This is a genomic window from Streptomyces sp. NPDC007189, assembly GCF_040703635.1.
In the GTDB taxonomy this organism is placed as follows: domain Bacteria; phylum Actinomycetota; class Actinomycetes; order Streptomycetales; family Streptomycetaceae; genus Streptomyces.
The window spans coordinates 96,088-122,691 of record NZ_JBEYEY010000002.1 but is presented as its reverse complement, the minus strand read 5'-3'; the positions used below and the strand labels follow the sequence as shown (position 1 = coordinate 122,691).

Genomic DNA, 26,604 nt, shown 5'->3' with positions numbered 1-26,604 from the left:
CCCCCGCTACCGCTCGTCCGCCTCCTCGCCCGCGACGCCGTGACGCGCCTCGAGGCCGAGCACGTCGAGGGGCGACGGGCCCTGGAGAAGGCCCGGCTCGCCGGCGAGGGCGTACTGCGCGGCCTCGCCCTCCGGGGGCGCCGGCGGCGCGGCGGCCTCGGCCGGGGCGTGCGGCGCGGCGATCCGGCCCCCGACGACGTGCGCGGCGTACACCTCGTCGAGCAGCGCGGCGTACGCGGCGATCATGCGGGTGCGGCTGAAGCGCTCGCGGGCGGCCAGGAGCGCCGGGGCCAGTTGCGTGCGGCCGGCGACCGCCGCGGTCCAGGCCAGGGCGATCGCGCCCGGGTCCGGCGGGGTGACGAAGCCGTGGCCGGTGACGATGTCCGCGCTGTCGCCGACGTCCGTGGTGACCGGGACCGCGCCGCACATCATGCCTTCTATCAGGCACAGCGGCGCCGCCTCCCCGAAGACGGAGGTCAGGGCGACGACGTCGGCGGCGGCGTACACGGCCGGCATGTCGTGCCGTACGCCGAGCAGGTGCACCCGCTCGGTGAGGGCCGGCGCGCCGGCGAAGGCGTCGGCGAGGTCGGCGCGCAGCCCGGGATTGCCGGGGGTCATCCCGGCGCCGCACATCAGCAGGTGGCCGCCGCCCTCGCGGGCCAGCCAGGCGCGGGCCGCCCTCAGCAGCAGCGGGACGTTCTTCATCGCGGCGTACCGGGCCGCGAAGACGATCACCGGCGCCCGGTCGGCGATGCCGAGGCCGGCGCGCAGGGCGAGGCGGGCGGCGGGGTCGGGGCGGAAGCGGAGCAGGTCGACGCCGTTGGGGATGACGTGCAGGAAGCGGCCCGGGACGCCGGCGGCCTCGTAGGCGGCCCGGGTGGACTCGGCGCAGCACACGCACGCGGCCACGGTGCCGTCGGCGAGGGCGGCCTTGAGCTGGTCGAGGGCGGGGCCCTGGTTCTCCGGGTCGGAGCGGTGCAGGCAGACCACGACCGGGCGGCGGGGCAGGCCGGCCTGGTTGAGCAGGGCCAGCGGCTGCTCCTTCAGGGAGAGGATCACATCCGCCCCGGCCATCGACCGGGCGGTTTCGGCCAGCTCGGGCCCGCTGAAAACGTTCGCCGCGAGCGCGCCGTCGGCCAGGCCCGCGCTGCGGCCGAGCGAGGTGACGCCGATGCCGCCGGCGGTCAGCGCCCGGTAGCAGTGGTCGTCCTCCATGCGCTGCCGGGTGGCCTCGCGACGGACCTCGCCGTGGATGCTGAGTACCTGGTGGGACTGGCCGCCCTCGGCCAGTCCCCGTACGACGTCGCTGTGCACGATCCGGGCCCCTCCGGAGAAGAAGCCCTCGTAGACCGACAGCACCCGCAGTCCGTGCCTCGTGCGCACGCGACCACCCGCCTTGCATCAATGATCGTAGAGATCGAGCCATCCCCGTCCACAGCGGGTTAGCCGATATGAGGCGGTACGGACATTGCGTCCGCGTTAACACGGAATGACGCGAATGAAACGGTGACTAACAGAATTCCCCGTCGATCACCGACTCCGGATCACCGGCCCAGTCGCCGTTGAAATTGAATGCGATCGCACGCTCACCGTCCGCCGTCGTCACCGCCGAGGACCGTGATCCGTGGATTCCGCCGTCGTGGCCCCACACATGGACACCGCAGGTCAGACGCCTGTCCATGATCCCGAGGCCGTAGCGGGCACCCGGAATGCCGGTGGCCTCGACGGTGGTCTTCATTTCCGCCAGCTGCCGGGGCGGCAGGAGTTTTCCGCGGAGCAGTGCGCTGTAGAAACGATCGAGGTCGGCGGAGTCCGAGATCATTTCACCGGCGGCGGAGGCGAGGGACGGGTTCAGCTGCGTGACGTCGTGGGCCGGGCCTTTCGGATCGGTGAATTTCGAGTAGGCGCGGCTGCTCGGCCGGGGCACGGTGACCCGGGTGCCGGGAAGGGAGGTGCCCCGCAGCCGCAGTGGCGCGATGATCCGGCGCTCGATCTCGGTGGCGTACGGGTGTCCCGTCACCTTCTCGATCACCATGCCGGCCAGGACGTAGTTGGTGTTGGAGTACTTCCAGGAGGCGCCCGGCGCGAAGTCCGGCCTGTGCCGCATGGCGATCCGCACCAGTTCGCCCGGGGTGTGGGTGTCGTAGCGGTGCCGGAAGAAGCCGTCCTCGGTGAAGACGGCCCGGTAGAAGCCGGTGTCGCTGGTGTAGTCGAAGACGCCGCTGGTGTGGTTCAGCAGCTGCCGGACGGTGATGTGCCGGCCGTCGTGGCCGTGTCCGCGGACGACGCCCGGCAGCCACGTGTCCACCGTGTCGTCCAGCGACAGCCGGCCCTCCGCCTCCAGCTGCAGCAGCACGGTGGCGACGAAGGTCTTGGTGATGCTGCCGACGCGGTACCGGTCGGCCGCGGAGCGCGGCCGGCCCGTGCCGGTGTCGCCCACGCCGGCGGTCGCGGACCAGGCGCCGTGGCCGTCCTCGGCGGTGGCGGTCACCCCGGGCACGCCGGCCGCGACCGCCGCGTCCATGGCCTTGCGGGTGCCCGCGTGTCCGTGCCCTGCGGCCGTGGCCGCGGCCGGCGCCGCGAGGGCCGCCGTGAGGAGTACGGCCGTGGCGGCCACCAGGGTCGTGCGTACGCGCATGTCTTCCCCCAACCTGTGCTGTTCGGTGCGGTCGGGGGAAGAAACCGGCGCGGCATGCCCGAAGGTTGCCCGCGCTGGGCCGGTCGGGTGACGCTCAGCCCTTCCTGAGCACCAGCTCGGTGTTCCGGTCGGCCGCGCTGCCCGCCAGGGTCTTGTTGGCGCCGGGGGCGTTGAAGGCCAGCTCGCGGTAGAGGGCGGCGAGTCCGGTCTGGGAGAGGTCGGCGAAGTCGGTGCGGTGCGGGGCGGCCGACTCGATCAGGGTGGTGAACAGCGAGAGCGTGCCGTCCTTGTTGTCGACCAGCTCGATGATGCGGGCCAGGTGGGGGTAGTCGACGTGCGAGGCGGTGGAGATCTCCCAGAAGGAGCGGCCGCCGGAGGTCTGGTGCGGGGTGATGACGTTCTTGTGGATGTGGCCGTTCACCCAGGCCAGCACGTTGGCGTGGGCGCTCAGCAGCGAGACCACCTCGGCGCCGCCGTGCCGCTTCTCGCCCGGACGGGCCGGGTCGGGGCGGGTGTTGTCCATCGACTTGCTGGTGTGGTGGCTGAAGACGACGGCGTAGGAGTCCTTGTTGTCCTTCAGCGTCCTGTCCAGCCACTTCAGCTGGGCGGTGCCGATGGAGCCCTCGTAGTGGCCGCCGGCGTCGGTGGTGTCGAGGCTGATGCCGATGACGTCGTCGGAGATGCGGAAGGCGTAGTACTGGGTGCCCGCGTCCAGGTTCGCCGAGGAGTAGCCGTGCCCGACCGGGCCGAGCCCCTGGTGGGCGGGGTCCAGGTGGGCCTTGAGGTAGTCGGCCTGGGTGTAGGGGGCGCGCTTCTCGTCCGGCGTGACCGACCGCATGGAGCGGGCGTGCGCCTTGAGGAAGTCGCGGTAGCCGACGCCCTTGGGGTCGGTGGCCTTCTTGATGGCGTCCTGGAGTTTCTTGGCGTCGGCGGCGGAGACGCCGAACAGCTTCTTGCCGCCGATGGCCGCCTCGGCGAGATAGGGGTCGCCGTGCGAGCCGTAGCAGCCGAGCGGCAGGGCGTCGTGGTTGCCGACGGTGGAGTACCAGGGCAGCTTCAGGCCGGGGCTGAGCACCTCGCGGATCGCGGCGGCCAGGAAGCCCTTCAGGTGCGGGAAGCCGAGCGCCTTGTCGTTGTCGCGGGTGGTGGAGTCCGGCTGCCAGTACAGCTTCATGCCGCTGTTCTGCACGCCCTCGTAGTGCCTGGGGTCACCGGAGTTGGGGGTGACGCGGCCGCCGCTCATCACCTTCATGAACCACTCCAGCTCGGAGTGGGCGTTGTTGTCGGTGTTGTCGCCGGTCGTCATGACGAAGTGGAGCGGGGCGCCGGTGACGGGGGCGCCGCGCAGCGCGTTGACCCGCTCCACCAGCGAGACGGCGCCCTGCACGGTGAGCGCCTCCTGGGGGCGCCAGGCGTGCACATCGGTGGACCGCAGGTACTCCAGCCGCAGCGGGTGCTGCACGTCCTGCAGGTGCAGGTCGGTGAACTGCACGAACGCGGCGAGCGTCGTACGGCGGCCCGCGCGCCCGGACTTGGGTGCGGCCAGTTCGCCGCGCACGACCCGGCTCCAGCCCGCGCCGTCGCCGAGCCGCCGGTAGCCGGAGCTGTTCCGCGGTGCGGCGACGGAGGCGAGGGTCGTGCCCTTGGTGTAGGGGGCGAGGGCGGCCGGGCCGGCCTGCCGGGAGTGGGCGACCGGCGCCGCCGCGGTGGCGGCGGCCTCGCTGTCGGTGGGGCGCAGGGCGTAGCCGACGCCCGCGGAGAGCGAGACCGCTCCGGCGGCGGCGAGGACGGTACGGCGGTTGACCCCCAGGCTGGTGGCAGTGGAGGCGGCGACAGAGCGTATGCGCGACATTGGCGCGATCTCCCCGAGTGCGAACGCGTCGGCAGTGGTCGCGGGCCGTCACTGACGCGAACGCCCCGCTCGCCTTGGATCGTTGGCACCGGGGATGACCTGCGCGTGAACGCGGCGGCAACGCGCAGCGCCGATCACCGTACGTGGATCACGGGGTACCGGCCGCGGTCATGGAGTGGATCGCGCGCGGCCGGGAGGCGGTCACTCCTCGTTCATCTCCTGGGGTACGGGAGGGGTCCCGGCGGTGAGATGACCGTGCGCGGGGCGCTCCCGCCAGAGCCGCAGCGCGAGGTCGACCAGGGGCACCCGGATCAGGCCCGGCACGGCCGAGAGGTCCTGCCAAGCGGCGAAATCCGTGGACCCGCCGACCTCGTACCGGAGTTCGCCGCCGACGACCTCTCCTTCGTAGACGAGACGCAGGGCGTGGTGGTCGGTACGGCGGCCGAAGCGGGCGGCATGGACGAGCCGGAAGGAGTCGACGCCGAGGAGACCGGTCACCTCGATGCGGTAACCGGTCTCCTCCATCAGCTCGCGGCGGACGGTGTCGTACGGGTCCTCGCCGTGCTCCATGCCGCCGCCCGGCAGCACCCACTCCGGGGTTCCGTCGAGCCCGGGTGAGCGGGCCAGGAGGATCTGCTCGTCGCGGACGCACACGGCGTAGGCCGCCACCCTCAAGTTCCGTCGCATGGACGGACGTTAGCGCGGGATGTCGGGATTCGCCGGTGAGTATGCGGGCGCCGACCAGCGCAGCGGCAGGGCGGCCGGGGTCCACAAGGCCTCGGTGAGGGTGAAGCGGACGCTGCGATCGCCCCCGGCGGCGAACTCGGTGTGCGCCTCGCCGGTGAGCTGCAGGGTGGTGCCGGTGGTCCAGTCGAGGAAGAGCAGTCCTGCGCGGGGGTCGCTGCGCAGGTTGCCGAGGGAGAGGAACATGGCGTTGCCGGGGTAGTCCGGCCAGGTCAGTTCGCGCGGGGAGGCGACCTGGACGAACCCCGGGTTGCCGCCCCGGTGGCTGGCGTCGGCTCCGCCGGGGTGGACGGTGGCCAGGAAGAAGGTGTCGGCCGCGCGGATGAACTCGGCTTGCTCGGCGGTGAGTTCGGCGAGCCGCCGGGGGGTGGCCGGGGTGCGGCCGGCGAGGGTCTCGTAGGACTCCCTGCGCTGGATGTACTTGGGGCAGTTGGAGAAGACCTGGTCCGCCTCCACCGCGAACCCCCTCGGCGTCGGCCGCAGGCGGCCGTTGACGCGCATACGGCGGCGGGTCCGCGGGTCCAGCGCGATGGTGCCCACGGGCGTGCCGGGGGTCGTCAGGGCGGTGGCGAGCCGCCCGGTGTCCGTGAGCACCGACACCTGGCGGGGTCCGGTCGCGCGGACGAAACCCGGCGCACCCGTGAGCGCCGACGCCCACACCCGCCCCGTCCCCGGATCCGCCGCGCCCGCCACCAGCAGGGGCTGCGTCTCCAGGAAGGCCGCCGCGACCGGCTTGATGTCCTGGCCGAGGGAGCGGCCCACGTGGGCGGCGCGGTCGCGGACGCCCACAAGGTCCTGTACGGCGAGCGAGCCCGCGTGATAGGCGCCCATGACTAGAAGAAGCCGCAGGTCGGGGCGTCGGCGTGGGGGGCCGGGGCGCCGTCGGGGCCGAGCGGGGCGGAGATCTCCAGCCGGATGCCGTCCGGGTCGTGGAAGAAGATCCCGCCCGAGGCGCCGCCCTCGCGGTGGGCGACCACGCCGTCGTGGGCGAAGTCCACTCCGGCGGCCCGCAGCGCGGTCTCGTAGGCGCGGACGCGGTCGACCGAGTCCACGGTGAGGGCGAGGTGGTGCAGCCCGGACCGGCCGCTGTCGTATGACCCCCGCGCCTGCTGCCAGAGGGTGACGAGCGGGTCGCCGCCGGGCTCCCCCAGCATCGCCCAGCGCTGGTCGTCCTCCTTGCCCTCGGCGAGCACGGTGAAGCCGAGGAGGTCGCGGTAGAGGGCGAGGGAGCGGTCGAGGTCGGTGACGTTCAGACCTGCGTGCGCGAGGTGCGGGGTCATGGGTCTTCCCTTCAGGGTGCCTAACTGTTGTTCTCGAGAATAGGTGGTTAGATGCGACAGGGTCAACCGGTCACATACACTTGAGTGGTTAGATCAGAAGGAGTGCCCGATGCCCACCAGCCGCGATCCCCGTCCGCTCACCGGTGAGCCCCTCGCGCTCGACCTGCTCAACACCCGGTGGAACCGGGACGGCGCGACCCAGGACCTGCTCGCCGACACGGAGGGCCTCGCGGTGTGGCTCGCGAGCAACGGGCTGGCCGAGGACCACGCGGCCGGCTGGGAGGCGCTGGAGCATCTGCGCGAGGCGCGCGCGGCGCTCACGGCGGCGGTGGACGGGTCACCGGCCGAGGCGGCGCCGCTCGTGGACGCCGTACTGGAACACGGGCGGATCCGGGCCCGGCTGACCGCGGCCGGGCCCGCCGAGGAGCCGGAGTTCGCCGATCCCTCCTGGGGGCCGGCCTGGCTCGCCGCCCGGAACTACCTGGAGCTGATCACCCGGGCGCCGGAGCGGATCCGGACCTGCGCCGGGGGCGGCTGCATCCTGCACTTCTTCGACACGTCCCGCAACGGCACCCGCCGCTGGTGCTCGATGGCGGCGTGCGGCAACCGCGCGAAGGCCTCACGGCATTACGCCCGCTCGAAGGAAGGCTGACGGAACCGCCGGGTCCCCTACGGGGAGGGCGACGAGGAAGGCTACGAGGAGGGCGCGGGCCTCATCGGCATCGTGGGCCGTGGGAGTCGGTCAAGGACGGCGCCTCCGCCCCATGAGTACGCCGTCAAGGCCCGGTCGACACCGCACGGGCGAGTCGGCCACGGTCACCGGCCCGGCGGGGCGGGTGGTCTTCGGCCGGGTGCGCTGCGCCTGGTCAATGCAAACGGCACCGGTCGTCAGGCTGTATCGGCGGGGCCTTCGGTGAGGGGCGGTGTCCGGTCGCCCCCGCACGTCACTGCTTGCCGGTGGGCGCCTCCCCGGTGGCGGGGCAGGTCGTGTGCCGGGAGGCGGGCAGGGCCTCGGTGATCCACGCGCGGTTCACGGCCACGCGGGTGTCTCCGACGGCCCACACGCTCGCGTTCCGCCGGCCCGCGTCGACCTGGACGAGCACGTGCCGGCCGGTGCGCGGGGCCGGCCGCGCACCGCCGTCGAGCAGGAAGCTCACCTGGGCGGGTCCGTGCGCGGGCTTGTAGGAGCGGATCACTTTCAGCGTGATCCGGCTCCAGGGCGACTGCCTCTGCGGCTCCACCTTCACCACGGTGCCCTCCACGACCAGCCGGGAGCAGGCCAGGGCGCGTACGGGGTCGGACGGCCGCCCGTCGTCCCCGGAGACGTCGGCCCGGGCGTCGCCCGCGCTCTTGCCCGCGGCGGCGGAACTGGAGTCGTCCGAGCCGCCGGAGTGCGTCACCATCCAGCCGAACCCGACGACCAGCGCGAAGGCCCCGGCCCCGGCGAGCGCCCCGAACGCCACCCGCAGCGCCCGGCGGGACCCGGAGGGCCGGCCGGGACGCGCAGGGCGCGGGGGGCGGCGCCCGGTACGCACCGGCCGCGCGCCACCGCGGGGCAGCGACGCCGACCGGGCATGCGTCACCGGTTCCCCGGGTCGCAGCGCCGCCTCCGCCTCCCCTGTCAGCACCCTTTCCTGCTCCTCCGGCGCCGCTTCCACCGGCTCGCCGGTCAGCGCCTCCGCGATCCGGCTGAGCTGATCCCTCAGCACCGCCACATCGGCCTCGGCCGCCCGGTGCTCGGCGAGGAAGGCGGGGTCCCGGTGGGCCTCCTCCGGCAGCGGCTCCCCCGTGATCGCGGCCATCAGCGCGTCCATACCGCCGTACTCGCCGCCGCTCTCCGCACCGGGCCCACCCTCGGCACCCTCTTCGCCGCCCATGCCCCGCGCACCCCCCGCGCGTCCCTGTCCGGCGGTCACGTCACACCACCTCGTCCTCGTGCAGGCGGGCGCGCAGGGCGCGGACCGCCGTGTGCAGCCTGCTCTTGACCGTGCCCTCGGGGATGTCCAGTTCCTCGGCGATGTCCCGGACGGGCAGGTCGGCGAAGAAGCGGAGGACGATCACCTGCCGCTGGGCGGCGGGCAGTTCGTCCAGGCCCCGGGCGACGGCGAGGGAGAGCAGGCTGGTCTCCTCACCGGAGGCGTGCGCGGGCTCGCGCAGCGCGGCCAGTCGCTCCCCCAGCCGCTCCTGGCGCCGTTTGGCCCGGTGCCAGTCCATGGCGAGGTTGGAGGCGACCACCGCCGCCCACGCCGACACGTCCCGCGGCGCCTCCCGCCCGCTCGCGGTCCGCTCGAGCAGCCGCAGCCGTACCTGCTGCACCCCGTCCGGCAGGTCCGACTGCGGCACCCCGCCGAGCGCGAGCACCGCCCGCACCCGGCGTTCCTGGGCCGCGTCCAGCGGATCGCCGCCGGCACGGTCCCCGCGGTCCGCACCGGCGGCGTACGCCCCCCGGTCGCGGCGCGCCCCTCCGCGCAGCACAAGCCACCCCCTCACCCGTTTGCCCCTACGACGCGGGGGCGGGCGGAAACGTTCGGACGGGTTTCCGGCGGTCCGCGGAGGCGTACGTCACACCGCAGTGTGGCCGGAAACCGTACGGGCAGGGGCGGGACAGCACAGCTTGCGGCCCGGACGCCCGGCGGAGGGAATTTCTGCAGCTCGGCGGGGCTTGTGGGGGACGTCCGGAACCGTCCGGCGGATGATCGTGTCCCACTCCTCGGGCACGCGTCGCAAACAATTGGACAGGTGGACCGGGGTCGGCCGCATCATGGAAAAGCCCCGGTCAGGCACGAGACACAAAGAGGGAGTCACTGTGAGGGTCGGAATCGTCGGAGCCACCGGTCAGGTCGGCACGGTCATGCGCGGGATCCTCACGGAGCGGAACTTCCCGGTGACCCAGCTGCGCCTGTTCGCCTCGGCGCGCTCGGCCGGCACCGTGCTGGACGGGGTGACGGTGGAGGACGCGGCGAGCGCGGACTACACCGGCCTGGACATCGTGCTGTTCTCCGCGGGCGGCTCGACCTCCAAGGCGCTGGCCGAGAAGGTCGCCTCCCAGGGCGCCGTCGTGATCGACAACTCCTCGGCCTGGCGCCGGGACCCCGAGGTGCCCCTGGTGGTCTCCGAGGTGAACCCGCACGCGGCCGCCGACCGCCCCAAGGGCATCATCGCGAACCCGAACTGCACCACGATGGCCGCGATGCCGGTGCTCAAGCCGCTGCACGAGGAGGCGGGCCTTCAGGCGCTGGTCGTCGCCACCTACCAGGCGGTGTCCGGCTCGGGTCTGGCGGGCGTGGCCGAGCTGCACGGCCAGGTGCTGAAGGTGGCCGACGAGGCCGACAAGCTGACCCACGACGGCGCGGCGGTCGACTTCCCCGAGCCGAACGTCTACAAGCGCACCATCGCCTTCAACGTGCTGCCCTTCGCCGGCAACCTCGTCGACGACGGTCTGAACGAGACCGACGAGGAGCAGAAGCTGCGCAACGAGTCCCGCAAGATCCTGGAGATCCCCGAGCTGAAGGTCTCCGGCACCTGCGTGCGCGTGCCCGTCTTCTCCGGCCACTCCCTCCAGGTCAACGCCCGTTTCGCCCGCCCCCTGTCCCCCGAGCGCGCCACCGAGCTGCTCGCGGGCGCCCCGGGCGTGGCCCTCTCCGACATCCCGACCCCGCTGCAGGCGGCCGGCCAGGACCCGTCGTACGTCGGCCGCATCCGCCGCGACGAGACGGTGGACAACGGCCTCGCCCTGTTCATCTCCAACGACAACCTCCGCAAGGGCGCCGCACTGAACGCGGTCCAGATCGCGGAACTGGTGGCGGCGGAGCTGTCCGAGAAGTAGAGCACCGACGCGAGGGGCGGCCACGGTCACGTGGCCGCCCCTCGCCGTTTTTCCCCGGCCGGTGCCTCACCGGGTCCGGCTCAGCCCCGCCGCACCTCGTACAGGAAGCACCCGTACTCCACCGCCCGGGCGTGCACCACCGCCACCTCCGGGTCGGTGAAGGCCTCGGCGAGGGCGGAGGGGAAGTCCGTCTCCACCAGGCGGCCGCCGAGGATGCGGCCGTCGGCCGAGTAGCGGCGCAGGGTGCGGTGGGCGTTGGTGAAGGGCAGGGCGGTGCCGGACGGGCCGGGGCAGTCGTCGGCGTGGATGAAGACCGGGCCCTGCTCGTCGTAGGCCCCCGGGTCCGCGCCCGTCTCGGCGGCCCAGCGGCGCAGCGGCGCGTAGGAGACCAGGGCGATGCGTTCGCCGGGTTCGCTGTGGCGCAGGCAGCAGCGCAGCGGGGCGCCGCCCTCCTCGTCGGTGAAGGGGGCCGGGGGGCGGCCCGCGTCGTCGGCGGTGCGCAGTTCCTTCAGGGTGCCGGCCGGAATCGGGAGTGCCGTGTAGATCGTCATACCACCAGCGTCCCGCCGGGCCGCCGCGCTGACCGGCGGGAACCGGACATCGCGTTCCCCGCGGGTCCCGTGGAAGGATGGCGCAACCGACACATATCGAGGAGATGACCGCGTGCCTGGCACAAACCTGACTCGCGAAGAGGCGCGGCAGCGGGCCGAGCTGCTCACCGTTGACTCGTACGAGATCGAACTCGACCTCTCCGGCGCGCAGGAGGGCTCGACCTACCGGTCCGTGACCACGGTGCGCTTCGACGTGGCCCGTGGTGGCGCCGAGTCCTTCATCGACCTGGTCGCGCCGACCGTCCACGAGGTCACGCTGAACGGGGACGCGCTGGACCCGGCCGAGGTCTTCAAGGACTCGCGGATCGCCCTGCCGGGGCTGCTTCAGGGGCGCAACGTCCTCCGGGTCGTCGCGGACTGCGCCTACACCAACACCGGCGAGGGCCTGCACAAGTTCGTGGACCCGGTCGACGACCAGGCCTACCTCTACACCCAGTTCGAGGTGCCGGACGCCCGCCGGGTGTTCGCCTCCTTCGAGCAGCCGGACCTGAAGGCCACCTTCCAGTTCACCGTGCGGGCGCCCGAGGGCTGGACCGTGGTCTCCAACTCGCCGACGCCCGAGCCCCAGGACAACGTCTGGGTCTTCGAGCCGACCCCGCGCATCTCCACGTACATCACCGCGCTCATCGTCGGCCCGTACCACAGCGTCCACAGCGTGTACGAGAAGGACGGGCAGAGCGTGCCGCTCGGCATCTACTGCCGGCCCTCGCTCGCCGAGTTCCTGGACGCGGACGCGATCTTCGAGGTGACCCGGCAGGGCTTCGAGTGGTTCCAGGAGAAGTTCGACTACGCCTACCCGTTCCAGAAGTACGACCAGCTGTTCGTGCCCGAGTTCAACGCGGGCGCGATGGAGAACGCCGGCGCGGTCACCATCCGCGACCAGTACGTCTTCCGGTCCAAGGTGACCGACGCGGCGTACGAGGTCCGCGCGGAGACGATCCTGCACGAGCTGGCCCACATGTGGTTCGGCGACCTGGTCACCATGGAGTGGTGGAACGACCTGTGGCTGAACGAGTCGTTCGCCACCTACACCTCCATCGCCTGCCAGGCCGCCGCCCCCGGCTCGCGCTGGCCGCACTCGTGGACCACGTTCGCCAACTCCATGAAGACGTGGGCGTACCGGCAGGACCAGCTGCCGTCCACGCACCCGATCATGGCGGACATCCGCGACCTGGACGACGTGCTCGTCAACTTCGACGGCATCACGTACGCCAAGGGCGCCTCCGTGCTGAAGCAGCTGGTGGCGTACGTCGGCGAGGACGAGTTCTTCAAGGGCGTGCAGGCCTACTTCAAGCGGCACGCGTACGGCAACACCCGTCTGTCCGACCTGCTCGGCGCCCTGGAGGAGACCTCCGGCCGCGACCTGAAGACCTGGTCGAAGAAGTGGCTGGAGACCGCGGGCATCAACGTGCTGCGCCCGGAGATCGCCACGGACGCGGAGGGTGTCGTCACCGCCTTCGCCGTCCGCCAGGAGGCCCCGGCCCTGCCCGCCGGCGCCAAAGGAGAGCCCACCCTCCGCCCGCACCGCATCGCGATCGGCCTGTACGACCTCGACGGCGACTCGGGCAAGCTGGTGCGCACCGAGCGGATCGAGCTGGACGTCGACGGCGAGCTGACGGCCGTACCGCAGCTCACGGGCAGGCGCCGCCCTGCGGTCGTCCTGCTCAACGACGACGACCTGTCGTACGCGAAGGTCCGCCTGGACGAGGAGTCCCTGAGGGTCGTCACCGAGCACCTCGGCGACTTCACCGAGTCCCTGCCGCGCGCCCTGTGCTGGGCCTCGGCCTGGGACATGACGCGGGACGCCGAGCTGGCCACCCGCGACTACCTCTCCCTCGTCCTGTCCGGCATTGGCAAGGAGTCGGACATCGGCGTGGTGCAGTCGCTGCACCGCCAGGTCAAGCTCGCCATCGACCTGTACGCCGACCCGGCCGCGCGCGAGTCGCTGCTGACCCGCTGGACCGACGCGACGCTGGCGCACCTGCGCGCGGCGGAGCCGGGCAGCGACCACCAGCTGGCCTGGGCCCGCGCCTTCGCGGCCACGGCCCGTACCCCGGAGCAGCTGGACCTGCTGGAGGCGCTGCTGGAGGGCACGCAGACCGTCGAGGGCCTGGCCGTCGACACGGAGCTGCGCTGGGCGTTCGTGGAGCGGCTCGCGGCGGTCGGCCGCTACGACGAGGCGGAGATCGCGGCGGAGTACGAACGGGACAAGACGGCCGCCGGTGAGCGCCATGCGGCGACCGCCCGCGCGGCCCGGCCCACCCCGGAGGCCAAGGCGGAGGCGTGGTCCTCGGTCATCGACTCCGACAAGCTGCCGAACGCCGTGCAGGAGGCGGTGATCGGCGGGTTCGTCCAGACCGACCAGCGCGAGCTGCTGGCGCCGTACGCGGACACGTACTTCGAGGTCCTCAAGGGCGTCTGGGAGTCGCGTTCGCACGAGATGGCCCAGCAGATCGCCGTCGGCCTGTACCCGGCGATCCAGGTCTCCGAGGCCACCTTGGCCAGGACGGACACCTGGCTGGCCACGGCCGAGCCGAACGCGGCCCTGCGCCGCCTCGTCTCGGAGTCCCGCGCGGGCATCGAGCGGGCGCTGAAGGCCCAGGCGGCGGACGCGGCGGCGGGCAAGTAGGCGGTACGACGACAAGGGCGCCCGGCACGGTGTGCCGGGCGCCCTCTGCCTGTGCCCTAGCGGTGGTCCCGTACCAGTGCCGCGAAGCGCAGGGCGACCTCCCGCCACACCCGGGCGGCGGCCGCATCGTCACGCAGCGCGTCGCGGTGCAGCCGCGCCCGGTCCACTCCGTAGCGCTCCAGCCGGCCGGCGGGCCACCGCGCGATGCGGTCCGGGCCGGTCTCGGGGTGGAACTGCACCCCCCAGGCCGCGTCCCCGACCCGGAAGGCCTGGTAGGGGCACCGCTCGCTGCGGGCCAGCCACCGGGCCTTCGCGGGCAGCCGGACGATCGCGTCGACGTGGTTCTCCACCGCCGTCGGCCGGGTGGGCAGCCCTGCGAAGAGCGGGTCCTGCGCCGCGTCCGGGAGCAGGGTCAGCGCGGTGCTGCCGAACTCCGGTTCGCCGTACTCGGCTTCCACCGTGCCGCCGGCCAGCTGCGCGAGCATCTGTCCCCCGAGGCAGATCCCGAACACGGGCGTGTTCCGGTCCAGGGCCCGGCTCATCAGGGCCCGCGTCGCCGCCAGCCACGGCGCCCGCTCGTCGTCGTCCGGCATGTACCCGCCGCCCAGGACGATCAGCGCGTCATGCTCCAGCCGGGCCGGCAACGCCTGCGTGTCCCCCCGGACCACCTCGAGCCGGACCCCGCCCTCGGCCAGCCAGTCACCCCACCGCCCGGGCCCTCCGTGCGCGGTGTTCTGCACCACCAGCGCCGTGACCGCACGTCCCATGGCTCGCTACCGCCTTTCGCCCGCAGCTCACGGCCAAGGTAACGGACGCCGAGACGCTGTTGGCCTACGCGATGGCGCTGCTCCTGACGATGACCGCCGTCGTCGTCAGGACTCGTTCGGGGAGTGCTGCGAAGAGCGCTCATGGGCGAGGCTCGCCTCGCCGAGCGCCTCCAGGACGCGGCTCACCGCGGGGGCCGACTCGCCGCCCCGGCGGACCGCCGCCGTGACGTGCCGGACCGGGCCGTCCGGGCCGAGGTCGCGCATCACCACGCCGTCGCGGCGGGCCGCGGCCATGCGGGGGACCAGGGCGACGCCCATGCCCGCCTCGACCATGGCGAGGATGGCGGTCCAGCCGGAGGCCGAGTGGCCCTGGTGGGGGCTGAACCCCGCGGCCTCGCAGGCGCGGCGGGTGATGTCCGCCCAGGGGCCGCTGCCGCCGAAGATCCAGGGTTCCGCCGCCAGGTCGGTGAGGGCCGGGGCGGGGGCCGCGGCCAGGGGGTGGCCGGGCGGCAGGGCGAGGTCCAGCGGGTCGGCGAGCAGCGGGACCTGGGTGAGGCGGGGGTCGGCGGCGCTGGGCGCGGAGGCCGCGAGGGACAGGGCGAGGTCGACGTCACCGGCGGTCAGGAGGTCGTACGCCTCGGCGGCCTCCGCCTCCGTCACGCGGACGGTCACCCCGGGGTGCGTCTCCCGCAGCGCCCGTACGGCCGGTACGACCAGGGCGGGCACGGACGTCGGGAACGCGCCGACCCTCACCTCGCCCGCCTCGCCCTGGACGTACGCCGCCAACGCGGCCTCCGTGCGCTGAAGTTGCTCGAAGACCGTTTCCGTGTGGGTCAGCACCAGACGGGCCGCGTCGGTGAGCCGGACCCGGCGGCCGTGCGCCTGAAGCAGGGGCACGCCGAGTTGCCGGGCGAGGTTGGTGAGCTGCTGGGAGACCGCGGACGGGGTCATGTGCAGGGCGTCGGCCGTCGCGGTCACGGTCCCCCGCTCGCGCAGGGTGCGCAGGATCTGCAGCTTCCGGATGTCCCACTCGGCCATGCCGGGAAAGCTACACGTCACCGGCGCGCACCCGCGCCCAGCACCACACCGCCCAGGATCAGGGCCATGGACAGCAGCTGCGGCCATCCGGTCGTCTCGCCGAGGAGGGTCCAGGAGAGTACGGCCACGCAGACCGGCTGGAGGTAGTAGACGAGGCCCGCGCGGGTCGCGCCGATCAGGGCGATGGCCTTGTTCCAGGCGAAGAAGGCGACGGCGGAGGAGGCCACGCCGACGTAGAGGATCGGCAGGACCGTGCCGGCGCCGGGGTGGAAGGAGCCCTGCATGGTCACGCTCACCGCCTGCGCGGGCAGCAGCAGGACCGTGCCGGTCAGGAACGTGGTGAACAGGAAGGCGGTGCCGTGGAGTTCGGCGGGTCTGCGGCGCAGCAGGGCGCTGTAGCCGGCGAAGCAGCAGGCGGCGGCGATCATCCACAGGTCGCCGGAGGAGAAGGCCGTACCTCCGCCGACGAGCAGCGCGACGCCCGCGCAGGCGATGAGCAGCCCGGTGGCGCGCCGCGCGCCGAGCCGTACGCCGCCCAGCCGTTCGAACACCGCCATGAGCACCGGCGAGGCGGCCATGATCAGGCCCATGGTGGCGGCCGGTGTGGTCAGTCCGGCCTGGTTGACGAGGGTGTTGTAGCCGGCCACGCCGAGGAGGGAGACGAGCAGGACGTACCGGGCGTGGCGGCGGACGAGGGCCCGCTGCCGCCAGGCCCGTCGGGCGCCGAACGGTGCGACGGCGAGGAGGGCGACGACCCAGCGCCAGAAGGCGTGCTGGACGGGCGGGACGCTGTCGTGCAGGGCCCGGGAGGTGACGAAGCTGCCGGACCAGACGAGCGTGGCGAGGGCGGCGAGAGCGAGACCGGCGACGGGGGCCGCCTTGCGGGAGTGCGGGCCGGTGTGGGAACGGGCGGTGGTGGATCGGGCGGTGGTGGTCCTGGGCAGGACGGCGGCCACGGGGCTCCTTCCGGTGAGGTGTGCCCCTACCGTCGCAGCGCCGGACCCGTCAGGTCCATCGAATCTTTTCGATGGATCTTTTCAGCGATCCTGAACAATCGTGGGCTCCCTCCCCCGAGCTGTCCCGCCAGCGCCGCCGCGAACGCCAGCGCCATGCCCGCCGTCTGCACCGGTGTGAGCGCCTGTCCGAGGGCCGCCCAGCCGGTGACGGCCGCGGTCAGCGGGGAGAGCGGGCCGAGGAAGGCGACCTGGGTCGCGGTGAGCCGGCCGATGCCGCGGAACCAGAGCCAGTACGCCACCGCCGTGTTGACCAGGGCGAGGTAGAGGTAGCCCGCAGCGGCACGGCCGTCCAGGGCGGGCGGAGCGCCCTCGGCGAGGAAGGCGACCGGCGCGATGAGCAGGCCGCCCGCGGTCAGTTGCCAGCCGGTGAGCACCAGCGGGCCGACGCCCTCGGGGCGGCCCCACCGCTTGGTCAGCACCGTGCCGGCGGCCATGGAGGCGGTGGCGGCGACGGCCGCGAGCGCGCCGGCCGCGTCGAGGGTTCCGCTCCCCCGCAGCACGACGAGACTGACGCCGAAGGCGGCGACGACACCGGTGACCAGGGTGCGCGGGGCCGGGCGGTGCCTCAGCAGCAGCGCCGAGAGGCCGACGACGAACAGCGGCTGGACCGAGCCGACCACGGCGGCCATCCCGCCGGGCAGCCGGTACGCCGAGACGAACAGCAGCGGGAAGAAGGCGCCGATGTTGAGCGCCCCGAGCACCGCGGACCGCCACCACCAGCCGCCCCTGGGCAGCACCCGGGTCAGCGCCAGCAGGAGCAGTCCGGCGGGCAGGGCACGCACCAGCGCCGTGAACAGCGGCCGGTCCGGCGGCAGGAACGCGGTGGTGACCGCGTACGTCGTGCCCCAGGAGACCGGGGCGAGCGCGGTGAGGAACACGGTGACGGATCGCTTCACGACCGGGCCTCCTGGGCTGCTAAGTAGCTTGGCGAAGATTAGCTTAGCGATAAGCAACTTTCTCGCAAGCTACTTTCTTGCCGCCGACCGACTGGGAGGGCGATACTTCGCGCATGAGCGCAGGACAGGATCCGGTCGACGCGATCGTCGACCAGTGGGCGGCCGTGCGGCCCGATCTCGACGCCAGGGCGATGGAGGTCTTCGGGCGGATCTACCGCCTCTCCCGCATCATGGGCGACCGCATGGAGAAGGCGTACCAGCCCTACGGCATCTCACGCGGCGAGTTCGACGTGCTCGCGACCCTGCGCCGGGCCGGCGAGCCGTACACGCTCTCGCCGCGCCAGTTGTCGGCCACCCTCATGCTGACCACCGGCGGGATGACCGGCCGGCTGGACAAGCTGGAGAAGGCCGGCCTGCTGCGCCGCTCCCCCGACCCGCACGACCGCAGGGGCCTGAAGGTGACGCTGACCGAGAAGGGGCTCGACGTCATCGACCGGGCGGTCGGCGCGGGCCTCGCGGCGCAGCAGGCGGCCCTGTCCCGCCTCGACGACGAACAGGTCGGCCAACTGGCCGACCTGCTACGGGAGTTGCTCGCGGGAACCCAGCACGCCCCGCACTAGGCGCCGACGTGCGCGGTGAGCGCCGTCTCGATGTCCGCCGCTCCGGCGGCGTCGGCGGCCCAGGCCGCGTATCCGTCGGGGCGGACCAGCACGGTCGTACGTCGGCCGCTCGCCCGGTGCGCCACGGTCAGCCGGTCCGCACGCCCGGGGCCCGCCTCGTACGGCTCCGGGATGACCAGCACGAACCGGCCGCCGCGCAACGCCTCGTAGAGGCGGCCGCCGCCGGACAGGGCCACGTCCGGGACGCGGGTGGCTCGGGCCGACCGTGCAGCGGTTCCCGACCACGCCGCACCCCTGAGCGGCGCCGCAGCACAGGGCGGATGCGCCCGCCGGCCGAGGGGGCGGACCACTCCTCCCCACCGGACCGGTCAGACCCCCAGCGGCTCCGCCGGCTCCGGGCGCGCGTCCGCGGTCTCCAGGCGGAGCATGGCCTGCTCGTCGGGGGTGCCGGGTGCCGCCTGGTAGACCACCATCCGCTGGCCGCCCGTCCGGGCGAGTCGCATGACCTCGTAGGTCAGGGTCATGGAGCCGGCCGCCGGATGCCGGAAGCATTTCTGTCCGCCGCCGCGCTCGCAGACGTCGTACCGTTCCCACAGACGCGCGAACTCCGGTGATTTGAGGATGAGTTCGCCGACGAGCACGGTCAGCTCGGGATTGTCCGGGTCGGCTCCGGAGACCGCCCGCAGATGCGCGACCGAGTGGGCGACGGTCTCCTCCCACGGCTCGTAGAGCGTCCGGCCGACCGGGTGGAGGAAGAGGTAGCGGGTCAGGTTGCGCTGCTCCTCGGGCCAGTCCCAGAGCCCGGGCAGCAGGCGCCGGCCGGGCGGGTTGGCGGCCAGGACGCGGTTGTAGCGGCTGACCACATAGGCGGGCAGCGGGCGCACGGACTCCAGCATGCGCAGCACGGAGTCGCGGACGGTGTGGTCGGAGCAGGCGGGCAGCTCGGAGACCCGGCCGGAGGCCAGCTCGGCGAGTTCGTGCAGGCGTTCGTACGCGTCGCCGCGCAGCCGCAGGGCGCGGCCGAGGGCGTCCACGACGGCGGGGGACGGGTTGGTCTCCCGGCCGCGCTCCAGGCGGATGTAGTAGTCGACGCTCACCCCGGCCAGCGCGGCCAGCTCCTCCCGGCGCAGTCCGGGAGTGCGGCGCACACCCGCGCCGGCCGGCAGGCCGACGTCCTCCGGGCGGACCTGGGCCCTGCGGGCCTTCAGGTAACGGCCCAGTTCGGTGCCCCGTGCGTCCACTGCAGTCCCCATCCCGCCATTGTGGCAGGCGGGGCGCGGGGGTGGGGGGCCGTGTCAGGGCCTGGAACGCGGCACCCCCGGCACAGCGCGGTCTGCCGGACGGCCGTGAAGCGGCCCAGAGTTGATCCGGAGCGGGCGGCCCGGCCGCCGGGGCCCAGGGGGTGCACGACACCGGACCGCGGCCCCGGCCGGCTGCCGCCGCCCGCCCCGGTCACCACCGACCACGCTCGTCAGTCACCGCGTCTCTCGAGGGAATCACCATGCCGATCACCCCGCCCCGGTCCACCGCCTCCGCTCACGGACACGCGCCCGTGTCACGGGAGCACACGGTCCGGCGACGACAGCCGGACCGGGCCCGGCCGGCCGCGCCACCCGCCAGTGCGGCCGAGCCGCGCGGGAGCGGCGTCTCGTTGGTCGCGTCCCTGCTCGGGTTCACCGTGATCACCGTCGACGTCTCGGCCGTGAACATCGCCCTGCCCGCGATCCGGACCTCCTTCAGCGGCGGGATGGCCGGGCTGCAGTGGGTGGTGGACGCCTACACGCTGATGTTCGCCGCGCTGATGCTGTCCGCCGGCGCCCTCGCCGACCGCGCCGGCGCCCGCCGCGCGTACGCCTGGGGCGTCGCCCTGTTCACCCTGGCCTCCCTCGGCTGCGCGCTCGCGCCCGGCATCGGCGTGCTGGTCGCCGCACGGGTGGCGCAGGGCGGCGCGGCCGCGATCGTGATGCCGGCCTCGCTGGCGCTGATCCGGCAGGCGTACGAGGACGCGCGGGCGCGTGCCCGGGCCATCGCGCTGTGGACGGTGGGCGGCTCGGTGGCGATGGCCGCGGGTCCCGTGCTGGGCGGGCTGCTCACGGACTCGGCCGGCTGGCGGGCCGTGTTCCTGCTCAACCTCCCGGTGGGCGCGGTGATCCTGGGCCTGCTGGCGCGGGTGCCGCGCTCCCCGCGGCGGCCGGCCGCGCTGGACGGCGGCGGCCAGATCACCGCCGTACTGGCCCTGGCCGGGCTGGCCTTCGCGGTGATCGAGGGCGGCCACCTGGGCTGGACCAGCCTGCCCGTGCTCGGGTCCGCCGTGCTCGCGGTCGCCTCGGGGTACGCCTTCCGCGTGGTGGAGTCCCGGCACCGCCGGCCCATGGTCCCGCTGGAGATGCTCACCAAGCGCGAGGTGGCCGTCCCGCTCGCGGTGGGGTTCGCCGTCAACGCCGCCTTCTACGGCGGGATCTTCCTTCTCGGGCTGTACTACCAGCAGTTGCGCGGGATGTCGGGGATCGCGGCCGGGCTGATGTTCGTGCCGATGTCGGCGGTGGTGACGGCGACCAACCTTCTCTCGCCGCGGCTGGCGGAGCGGACCGGGCGGCGCCCGGTGATCGTCGCCGGGCAGCTGGTCTTCGTCCTGGCGATGCTGGCCCTGCTGCCGCTGGCCGCGCACACGCCGGTGTGGCTGGTGCTGGTCCTGCTGCTGCCGCTGAGCATCGGCGGGGCGCTCGCGGTGCCCGCGCTGACCGCGCTGCTGATGGACGCCGTACCGCGGGAGCGCGCGGGGACGGCGTCGGGGCTGCTGAACTCGTTCCGCCAGACCGGCGGTGCGCTCGCCGTCGCCCTCTTCGGCAGTCTGCTCTCCGGTCCCGGCGGCGGTTTCTCCCTGCCGGGCATGCGCGTCGGCCTGCTCGCCGTCGCGGCGCTCCTTCTCGCCACCGCCGCCCTGTGCCGCCTCCTGCCGCGCGGCTGACCCCCGCCGGCCGGACGGTAGGCGAACACCCCGAGGGCGCCGACCTCTCCAGCCAGGTACCGGCGGGAGGGCGGGCGCCCTCGGCGAAGAACCGGTGTCCGGTCAGGCCTTGGCGTCGGCCTCGGACTTGACGGTGATGTTGGACGAGGTGGTGTCCCTCTTCTTCCGGGTCTTGTCCGTCGCCATCACCAGGCCGGCGATGACGGCGAACAGCGCGAGCGGGATCAGCACGTAGAGGCCCAGCGTCTGGATGACGCTCAGGCCGGGGCCGGGGTCGTCGCCGTCGTCGCGGGTCAGCGCGAGCGCGGGGGACGACATGAGCAGCATCATCAGCGTCGTACCGGCGGCCAGGGCGCCGGCGCGCAGGGCGTTCTTCTTGTCCACGGTCTCAAATTAGCGAACCACCCCGAACGCCGCGCGCCCGGGGTCCCGTACCAGCGGATCATCCGTCGCTGACCTGCGTGAACACGGCGAGCAGCGCCCTCAGTACGGGTGACGCCGTCAGCTCCTCCAGCGGGACGGGCCGGCCCTCGCGGTCGGCGATGGGCAGCCGCCAGTTCGGGTACTGGTCCCAGGTGCCCGGCAGGTTCTGCGGGCGGCGGTCGCCGACGCCGTCCGGGAGCCAGACGCCGATCAGGCGGGCCGGGGTGCGCAGCAGGAAGCGGTGGAGGGCGCGGATCTCCTCCTGCTCGTCGGTGCCGGGCGGTCCGGCGGCGGTCAGGTCCAGCAGGCCGAGGCTGCCGAGCAGGGCGAGCCACTCTGCGGCGTCGGCGTCCGCCTCGGCGCGTTCCTCGGCCGCCGGGCGGGTGAGCAGGCCGAGGCGGTCGCGCAGCTCGACGTGGTCGCCGGTGAGCCGGGCGGCGCTGGGCGGCAGGTCGTGGGTGGTGACGGTGGCCAGGCAGTCGGCGCGCCAGCGGTCGGGCGGCAGCGGGCGGCCGTCGCCCTCCCAGTCGCGTTCGAACCACAGCACCGAGGTGCCGAGCACGCCGCGCCGCTGGAGGGTCTCGCGGACGCCGGGCTCGACGGTGCCGAGGTCCTCGCCGATGACGACGGCCCCGGCCCGGGTGGCCTCCAGGGCGAGGATGGCGAGCATGGCGTCGGCGTCGTAGCGGACGTAGGTGCCCTCGGTGGGCGCGCTGCCCTGCGGGACCCACCAGAGCCGGAACAGGCCCATGACGTGGTCGATGCGCAGGGCTCCGGCGTAGCGGAACAGGGCGCGCAGCAGGTCCCGGTAGGGGGCGTAGGCGGTGGCGGCGAGGCGGTCGGGGCGCCAGGGCGGCAGGCCCCAGTCCTGGCCGCGGGCGTTGAAGGCGTCGGGCGGGGCGCCGACGGACATGCCAGCGGCGAACACGTCCTGCTGGGCCCAGGCGTCCGCGCCGTCGGGGTGCACGCCGACGGCGAGGTCGTGCACGATCCCGACCGGCATGCCGGCCTCCAGCGCGACGCGCTGCGCGGTGCGGAGCTGGCCGTCGGTGAGCCAGGCGAGGCGGGCGTGGAAGGCGACGCGGGCGGCGAGTTCGGCGCGGGCGCGCGCGGTGGCGGCCGAGCGGGGGTCGCGCAGGTCCCCGGGCCAGCGGCGCCAGTCGGAGCCGTGGATCTCGGCGAGGGCGTACCAGGTGGCGTGGTCGTCGAGGGCCTGGCCGTGGGCGGCGCGGAAGTCGTCGTAGGCGGCCTGCCGGCCGGGAGCGAGGGGCACGGCCAGGACCGCCTCCAGGGCCTCCCGCTTCAGCTCCCACACCGCGTCGCGGTCGATGAGGGCGCCCTTGTCGAGGACGGCGGCGCGCAGCCGTTCGGCCCGCTCCAGCAGGGGGGCGAGCCGCTCGCGGTCGGCGACGTACGCGTACTCGGGGATGTCCTCGATCCGCAGATGGACGGGGTCGGGGAAGCGGCGGGACGACGGCCGGTACGGGGAGGGGTCGGTGGGCTCGCCGGGTACGGCCGCGTGCAGCGGGTTGACCTGCACGAATCCGGTGCCGGCGGTACGGCCCGCCCAGCCGGCCAGCTCGGCGAGGTCACCGAGGTCGCCCATGCCCCAGGAGCGGCGGGAGAGCAGCGAGTACAGCTGGACGAGGAGGCCGTGGGAGCGGCCGGGCGGGGCGGGCAGCCGGTCGGGGGCGACGACGAGGTGGGTGTAGCCGGTGCGCCCGTCGGGTGCGACGGCAGTGACCCGGTGGACGCCGAGCGGCAGATCCGCGACGGAGTCCCGCTCCTGCCCCTCCTCGGTCTCGACGCTCAGGCGGGTGCCGTGCGGCAGCGCGGCGAGGGCGGCGGGGCCCTGCGGGTCGCCGGCCCAGTGCACGAGCGTCGGCGGCAGCAGGCGCTCGCGCAGCTCGCGTTCCCGTGCGGCGAGACAGGCGCGTACGGCGGCGGGCCCGGCCGCGTCGACGCCGAGGGCGGCCAGGGCGGCGACCACGGCGGAGGCGGGGACGGCGACCGTACGGTCCGGGGCGGGGCTGTAGGAGGCGGCGACGCCGTGCAGCTCGGCGAGCCGGGCGAGGTCCTCGTCCTCGAAGTCCTCGGACGCCGCGGCCATCTACGCCCCCGTGCCGTGGACGCCGGGCGCGTACGACGGCGCGGGGAAGTCGTCGGCCTCGTACGAGGGCGTGGCGTACGCGTCCGACTCGCTGGTCAGCGGGGTGGCGTCGGCGAGCGGCGGCTCACTGGTCAGGGGCCCGGCGTCGGGCAGCGGCGGCTCACTGGTGAGCGGTGCCTGCGCGCAGGCGCTCTCCGCGCTGAAGGCGCAGGCCGGAGCGTCGTGGAGGTCGGCGGAGGGCTCCGCCACGGGTTTCGCCTGGGCCGGGAACGAGAGGTGAGCCAGTGCGGCCACGGGGGTCTCCTGTCGGTGGCAGGTCGGATGCTGTCGCTTTGAACGGATTACGGCAGGCCTACCCCGAGACGGCGCGACCACTCTCGCCAACCGGTCGAACAGGGGACGGGGTGTGCGGTCATTCACTGATCACTATTCACTCAGTACATGTAGCGAGTGCATAATGAGCGGCATGAGCACCCGCCACATCCTTCTGGGGCTGCTCGCGGCAGGGCCGAGCCATGGCTACGACCTGAAGCGACGCCACGACGAACGCTTCCCGCAGGCTCGTCCGCTGGCCTACGGGCAGGTCTACACGACCCTGCAGCGCCTGGTCAGGGACGGGCTCGCGGAGGTGGAGGGCACCGACGCGGACGGCGGTCCGGAGCGGACGCTCTACCGCTCGACGGACGCCGGCGCGGGTGAACTCGCCCGCTGGGCGGCCGAGATCGCACCGGCCGCGCCCTTCGTGACGAACGAGATCTTCGCCAAGGTCGTCGTGTCGATCCTGGCGGGCGGTGACCCGGCCGCCTATCTGCGGGCCCAGCGCGCCGCGCACATGGACCGGATGCGGCAGCTCACGGCCGTCAAGACCGACCGCGACGCCGATCTGGCGACCGTGCTGTCGGCCGACTACGCCATCAACCACCTCGACGCCGACCTCCGCTGGATGCACACCACGGCGGCCCGGCTGACCACTCTGACCGCGGAGGTCGACGGAGCATGACCGACCAGGGGGGCATCGCAGCATGAGCGAACAGGGCACTTCGGTCCCGGTTCTCACGGGCCGGGACCTCGTCAAGGCCCACGGCAGGACGCAGGCGCTGCGCGGCGCGTCCGTCGACCTGCACGCCGGTGAGGTCCTCGCCGTGACGGGGCCCAGCGGCAGCGGCAAGTCCACGCTGCTGCACTGTCTGGCGGGCATCGTCCGGCCGGACGCGGGCTCGGTGGACTATGCGGGGCAGCGGCTGGACCGGCTCCCGGAGAAGCGGCTGAGCGAGCTGCGCCGTACCGACTTCGGCGTGGTCTTCCAGTTCGGGCAGCTGATCCCGGAGCTGACGGCCGTGGACAACGTGGCGCTGCCGCTGATGCTGGCGGGAGCCGGCCGTGGCGAGGCCCAGGCGCAGGCCGGTGAGTGGCTGGAGCGGTTCGGGGTGCGCGCTCAGCAGGCGCTGCGGCCCGGCGAGATGAGCGGCGGCCAGACGCAGCGGGTCGCCCTGGCCCGCGCGCTGGTGACCGGACCCAGGGTGGTCTTCGCCGACGAGCCCACGGGCGCGCTGGACTCCCTCGCCACCGAGCAGGTGATGACGGCCCTGGTCCACAGCGCCCGCGCAGCGGGCACGGCGGTGCTCCTGATCACGCACGACGCCCAGGTCGCGGCCTACGCGGACCGCGAGACCCGGCTGCACGACGGCACCGTGGTGCCGGCGGAGGTGGCGCTGTGAGAGGAGGCGGTGTCGCTATGACAGGGAAGCCACGCGCCGGTGTTCCGGGGCGGGCGCGGGCCGGTCTGGCGGGCGATGCGCGGCTGGCCTGGCGGTTGCTGCGGGGAGCCGGGCGGCCGGAGTGGTGGCGGCTCTGGCTGACCGTGGCCGGGGCCGCGATGGCCGCCGGGTTCGCGCTCGCCGCCGTCGCCCTGGCCTCGCTGCACGGGCACTACCGGGTGTCCTTCGGCCACGGCCTGCTGGACGACCCCGGCGAGCGCTCCGGAGTGATCGTCAGCCTGCTGCTCCTGCTGCTGCCGGTGCTCGGGTTCCTCGGCCAGTGCGCGCGGATCGGCGCCGTGCACCGTGACCGCCGGCTGGCCGGCCTGCGGCTGGCCGGGGCCACCCCGGCGCAGGTGCGCCGGATCGCCGCGCTGGAGACCGGACCGGCCTGTCTGCTGGGCTCGCTCCTCGCCGGCGCGGTCGCGGTCCCCGTCGTGCTCGGCGTGTGGACCGGGCCGACCGGGTGGGCCTGGACCGGCTTCGCACTGGTCGTGCTGGGGGTGCCGCTGCTCGGGGCGGCGGCGGGCGCGCTGGCGCTGCGCCGGGTGGTGGCCTCGCCGCTCGGCCGGGTGCGCCGGGTGCGTCCGGCCGGCGGGCGCGGGCCGGGCCTGCTGTTCACGGCCGGTGTGCTGCTGGTGCTGCTGCTCGCGCTGTGGTCCGTGGCCAACGCCTCCGGCACCGACCGCGGGCAGGTGCCGTTGACGGTGTGCGCCCTGGTCCTGGCGGGCGGCGCGGGCACGGTGTGGCTGGCCGGGGGCACGGCCGGGGCGGTCGGGCGGCTGCTGGCGCGCCGGGCCCGTGCCGCGGCGACGCTGATCGCGGCGGAACGGCTGCGCGACGACCCCTGGGCGGCGGCCCGCACCCACGCGGCGGTGCTGCTGGTGACACTGGCCGGTACGGCCTTCGTCGGGGTCCGGCAGGCCCTTCTGGCCGATCTGCGCGAGGCGAGCCGAGAGCACTCGCTCGGCACGGACATGGCCTTCTACACGACGGGCATCGACCTGACGGGCGCCGCGCTCCTCGTCGCCCTCCTGATCACCCTCTCCGGGCTCGTCGTCGGCACCGTCGAATCGGTGGCGAACCGGCGCAGGGGCCTGGCCGCACAGGTCGCCTCCGGGGTACCGCGGGCGGTGCTCGGCCGGGCGCTGCTGCTGGAGACGGGCCTGCCATTGGCCCCGGCGCTGGTGCTGGCGGGCGCGGCCGGCATGGCGATCGGCGTCGGGTACGGCTCACTGGTTCAGGGCGGCCGGCCCACCGTGCCGTACGCCGCGCTGCTGGTGCCTCCGGCCGTGTACGGCTGCTGCCTGCTGGCGGCGGCCGGCTCGCTGCCCCTGCTGCGCCGCTCGGCGGACCCGGCCCGGCTGCGCTACGCGTGAGCCGGACGGCTCCGGGGGCGCGGGGGCTCCCGGAGCCGGTGGGTCTGCGT

General features: G+C 74.0%; 25 protein-coding genes and 1 pseudogene. 8 read left to right on the top strand and 18 right to left on the bottom strand.

Annotated features, from left to right (window positions below):
- Nucleotides 1-6: 6 nt before the first annotated feature.
- From AB0950_RS03705 to AB0950_RS03680, 6 genes are all read right to left on the bottom strand, one after another.
- Entirely contained in the window at nt 7-1,359 is a 1,353-nt protein-coding gene (locus tag AB0950_RS03705; RefSeq protein ID WP_366777918.1) for a glycosyltransferase, read from the bottom strand.
- Nucleotides 1,360-1,510: 151 nt separating this feature from the next.
- Nucleotides 1,511-2,638, bottom strand: coding sequence for a serine hydrolase domain-containing protein (locus tag AB0950_RS03700; protein ID WP_366777720.1), 1,128 nt, complete (start codon nt 2,636-2,638; stop codon nt 1,511-1,513).
- Nucleotides 2,639-2,732: 94 nt separating this feature from the next.
- Nucleotides 2,733-4,490 carry a TIGR03767 family metallophosphoesterase gene (locus AB0950_RS03695; protein WP_360144714.1) on the bottom strand — a complete coding sequence of 586 codons (1,758 nt, stop codon included), beginning with the start codon at nt 4,488-4,490 and terminating at the stop codon, nt 2,733-2,735.
- A 201-nt stretch (nt 4,491-4,691) separates the two neighbouring features.
- Entirely contained in the window at nt 4,692-5,177 is a 486-nt protein-coding gene (locus tag AB0950_RS03690) for an NUDIX hydrolase (protein ID WP_366777719.1), read from the bottom strand.
- Between the two features lie 9 nt (nt 5,178-5,186).
- Nucleotides 5,187-6,065, bottom strand: coding sequence for a pyridoxamine 5'-phosphate oxidase family protein (locus tag AB0950_RS03685; protein WP_360144720.1), 879 nt, complete (start codon nt 6,063-6,065; stop codon nt 5,187-5,189).
- A 2-nt stretch (nt 6,066-6,067) separates the two neighbouring features.
- Nucleotides 6,068-6,514 (bottom strand): VOC family protein, encoded by a 447-nt coding sequence (locus tag AB0950_RS03680; protein WP_360144723.1) that lies wholly within the window; start codon nt 6,512-6,514, stop codon nt 6,068-6,070.
- 109 nt (nt 6,515-6,623) lie between these two features.
- Between AB0950_RS03680 and AB0950_RS03675 the strand changes: the two genes are divergently transcribed.
- Nucleotides 6,624-7,166 (top strand): CGNR zinc finger domain-containing protein, encoded by a 543-nt coding sequence (locus AB0950_RS03675; RefSeq protein WP_366777718.1) that lies wholly within the window; start codon nt 6,624-6,626, stop codon nt 7,164-7,166.
- Nucleotides 7,167-7,458: 292 nt separating this feature from the next.
- On the opposite strand, the gene AB0950_RS03670 is transcribed toward AB0950_RS03675, so the two are convergent.
- Together AB0950_RS03670 and AB0950_RS03665 are read right to left on the bottom strand one after the other, a co-directional pair.
- Nucleotides 7,459-8,430, bottom strand: coding sequence for a hypothetical protein (locus AB0950_RS03670; RefSeq protein ID WP_366777717.1), 972 nt, complete (start codon nt 8,428-8,430; stop codon nt 7,459-7,461).
- Nucleotide 8,431: 1 nt separating this feature from the next.
- Nucleotides 8,432-8,908: a sigma-70 family RNA polymerase sigma factor gene (locus AB0950_RS03665; protein ID WP_360145489.1), complete on the bottom strand. Its 477-nt coding sequence runs from the start codon at nt 8,906-8,908 to the stop codon at nt 8,432-8,434.
- A gap of 412 nt (nt 8,909-9,320) precedes the next feature.
- Between AB0950_RS03665 and AB0950_RS03660 the strand changes: the two genes are divergently transcribed.
- Nucleotides 9,321-10,340, top strand: a complete 1,020-nt coding sequence (locus AB0950_RS03660) for an aspartate-semialdehyde dehydrogenase (RefSeq protein WP_360144732.1) — start codon at nt 9,321-9,323, stop codon at nt 10,338-10,340.
- 80 nt (nt 10,341-10,420) lie between these two features.
- Here AB0950_RS03660 and AB0950_RS03655 read toward each other — a convergent pair whose 3' ends face one another.
- On the bottom strand, nt 10,421-10,891 hold the full coding sequence (locus AB0950_RS03655) for a DUF1203 domain-containing protein (protein WP_360570751.1): 471 nt from the start codon (nt 10,889-10,891) through the stop codon (nt 10,421-10,423).
- 112 nt (nt 10,892-11,003) lie between these two features.
- Between AB0950_RS03655 and pepN the strand changes: the two genes are divergently transcribed.
- Nucleotides 11,004-13,580 (top strand): aminopeptidase N, encoded by a 2,577-nt coding sequence (gene pepN, locus AB0950_RS03650; RefSeq protein ID WP_360570749.1) that lies wholly within the window; start codon nt 11,004-11,006, stop codon nt 13,578-13,580.
- Nucleotides 13,581-13,636: 56 nt separating this feature from the next.
- On the opposite strand, the gene AB0950_RS03645 is transcribed toward pepN, so the two are convergent.
- The 4 genes from AB0950_RS03645 to AB0950_RS03630 form a co-directional block, all read right to left on the bottom strand.
- On the bottom strand, nt 13,637-14,347 hold the full coding sequence (locus AB0950_RS03645) for a type 1 glutamine amidotransferase (protein ID WP_360570747.1): 711 nt from the start codon (nt 14,345-14,347) through the stop codon (nt 13,637-13,639).
- A 105-nt stretch (nt 14,348-14,452) separates the two neighbouring features.
- The gene (locus tag AB0950_RS03640; RefSeq protein ID WP_366777716.1) at nt 14,453-15,385 is read right to left on the bottom strand and encodes a LysR family transcriptional regulator; all 933 of its coding nucleotides are present in this window, start codon (nt 15,383-15,385) and stop codon (nt 14,453-14,455) included.
- A 17-nt stretch (nt 15,386-15,402) separates the two neighbouring features.
- A complete protein-coding gene (locus tag AB0950_RS03635; protein ID WP_366777715.1) occupies nt 15,403-16,341 on the bottom strand; it encodes a DMT family transporter in 939 nt (312 codons plus the stop codon).
- A gap of 26 nt (nt 16,342-16,367) precedes the next feature.
- On the bottom strand, nt 16,368-17,297 hold the full coding sequence (locus AB0950_RS03630) for an EamA family transporter (protein ID WP_360144750.1): 930 nt from the start codon (nt 17,295-17,297) through the stop codon (nt 16,368-16,370).
- A 113-nt stretch (nt 17,298-17,410) separates the two neighbouring features.
- On the opposite strand from AB0950_RS03630, the gene AB0950_RS03625 reads away from it, so the two are divergent.
- Entirely contained in the window at nt 17,411-17,917 is a 507-nt protein-coding gene (locus AB0950_RS03625) for a MarR family transcriptional regulator (RefSeq protein WP_360144753.1), read from the top strand.
- Here AB0950_RS03625 and AB0950_RS03620 read toward each other — a convergent pair.
- Together AB0950_RS03620 and AB0950_RS03615 are read right to left on the bottom strand one after the other, a co-directional pair.
- Nucleotides 17,914-18,168, bottom strand: a pseudogene (locus AB0950_RS03620) (FAD-dependent oxidoreductase); the annotation flags it as partial. The gene AB0950_RS03625 and the pseudogene AB0950_RS03620 sit on opposite strands and share 4 nt — an antisense overlap.
- A 117-nt stretch (nt 18,169-18,285) precedes the next feature.
- Nucleotides 18,286-19,170, bottom strand: a complete 885-nt coding sequence (locus tag AB0950_RS03615; RefSeq protein ID WP_366777714.1) for a helix-turn-helix domain-containing protein — start codon at nt 19,168-19,170, stop codon at nt 18,286-18,288.
- A 425-nt stretch (nt 19,171-19,595) separates the two neighbouring features.
- Here AB0950_RS03615 and AB0950_RS03610 point away from each other — a divergent pair, with 425 nt between their 5' ends.
- Entirely contained in the window at nt 19,596-20,885 is a 1,290-nt protein-coding gene (locus AB0950_RS03610; RefSeq protein ID WP_366777917.1) for an MFS transporter, read from the top strand.
- A gap of 102 nt (nt 20,886-20,987) precedes the next feature.
- On the opposite strand, the gene AB0950_RS03605 is transcribed toward AB0950_RS03610, so the two are convergent.
- Genes AB0950_RS03605 through AB0950_RS03595 form a run of 3 tightly spaced genes read right to left on the bottom strand, consistent with a single transcriptional unit; the run spans nt 20,988 to nt 23,712 of the window.
- Entirely contained in the window at nt 20,988-21,269 is a 282-nt protein-coding gene (locus AB0950_RS03605; protein ID WP_360144762.1) for a hypothetical protein, read from the bottom strand.
- A 58-nt stretch (nt 21,270-21,327) separates the two neighbouring features.
- Complete coding sequence (gene malQ / locus AB0950_RS03600; protein ID WP_366777713.1) at nt 21,328-23,418, bottom strand: 4-alpha-glucanotransferase; 2,091 nt, start codon at nt 23,416-23,418, stop codon at nt 21,328-21,330.
- Nucleotides 23,419-23,712 carry a hypothetical protein gene (locus AB0950_RS03595; RefSeq protein ID WP_360144768.1) on the bottom strand — a complete coding sequence of 98 codons (294 nt, stop codon included), beginning with the start codon at nt 23,710-23,712 and terminating at the stop codon, nt 23,419-23,421. It lies immediately after the preceding gene.
- A gap of 172 nt (nt 23,713-23,884) precedes the next feature.
- Here AB0950_RS03595 and AB0950_RS03590 point away from each other — a divergent pair, with 172 nt between their 5' ends.
- Genes AB0950_RS03590 through AB0950_RS03580 form a run of 3 tightly spaced genes read left to right on the top strand, consistent with a single transcriptional unit; the run spans nt 23,885 to nt 26,554 of the window.
- A complete protein-coding gene (locus AB0950_RS03590; RefSeq protein WP_366777712.1) occupies nt 23,885-24,418 on the top strand; it encodes a PadR family transcriptional regulator in 534 nt (177 codons plus the stop codon).
- 22 nt (nt 24,419-24,440) lie between these two features.
- Complete coding sequence (locus AB0950_RS03585) at nt 24,441-25,136, top strand: ABC transporter ATP-binding protein (RefSeq protein WP_360144774.1); 696 nt, start codon at nt 24,441-24,443, stop codon at nt 25,134-25,136.
- A 17-nt stretch (nt 25,137-25,153) separates the two neighbouring features.
- Nucleotides 25,154-26,554: an ABC transporter permease gene (locus tag AB0950_RS03580; protein ID WP_360144777.1), complete on the top strand. Its 1,401-nt coding sequence runs from the start codon at nt 25,154-25,156 to the stop codon at nt 26,552-26,554.
- The last annotated feature ends 50 nt before the right edge of the window (nt 26,555-26,604 follow it).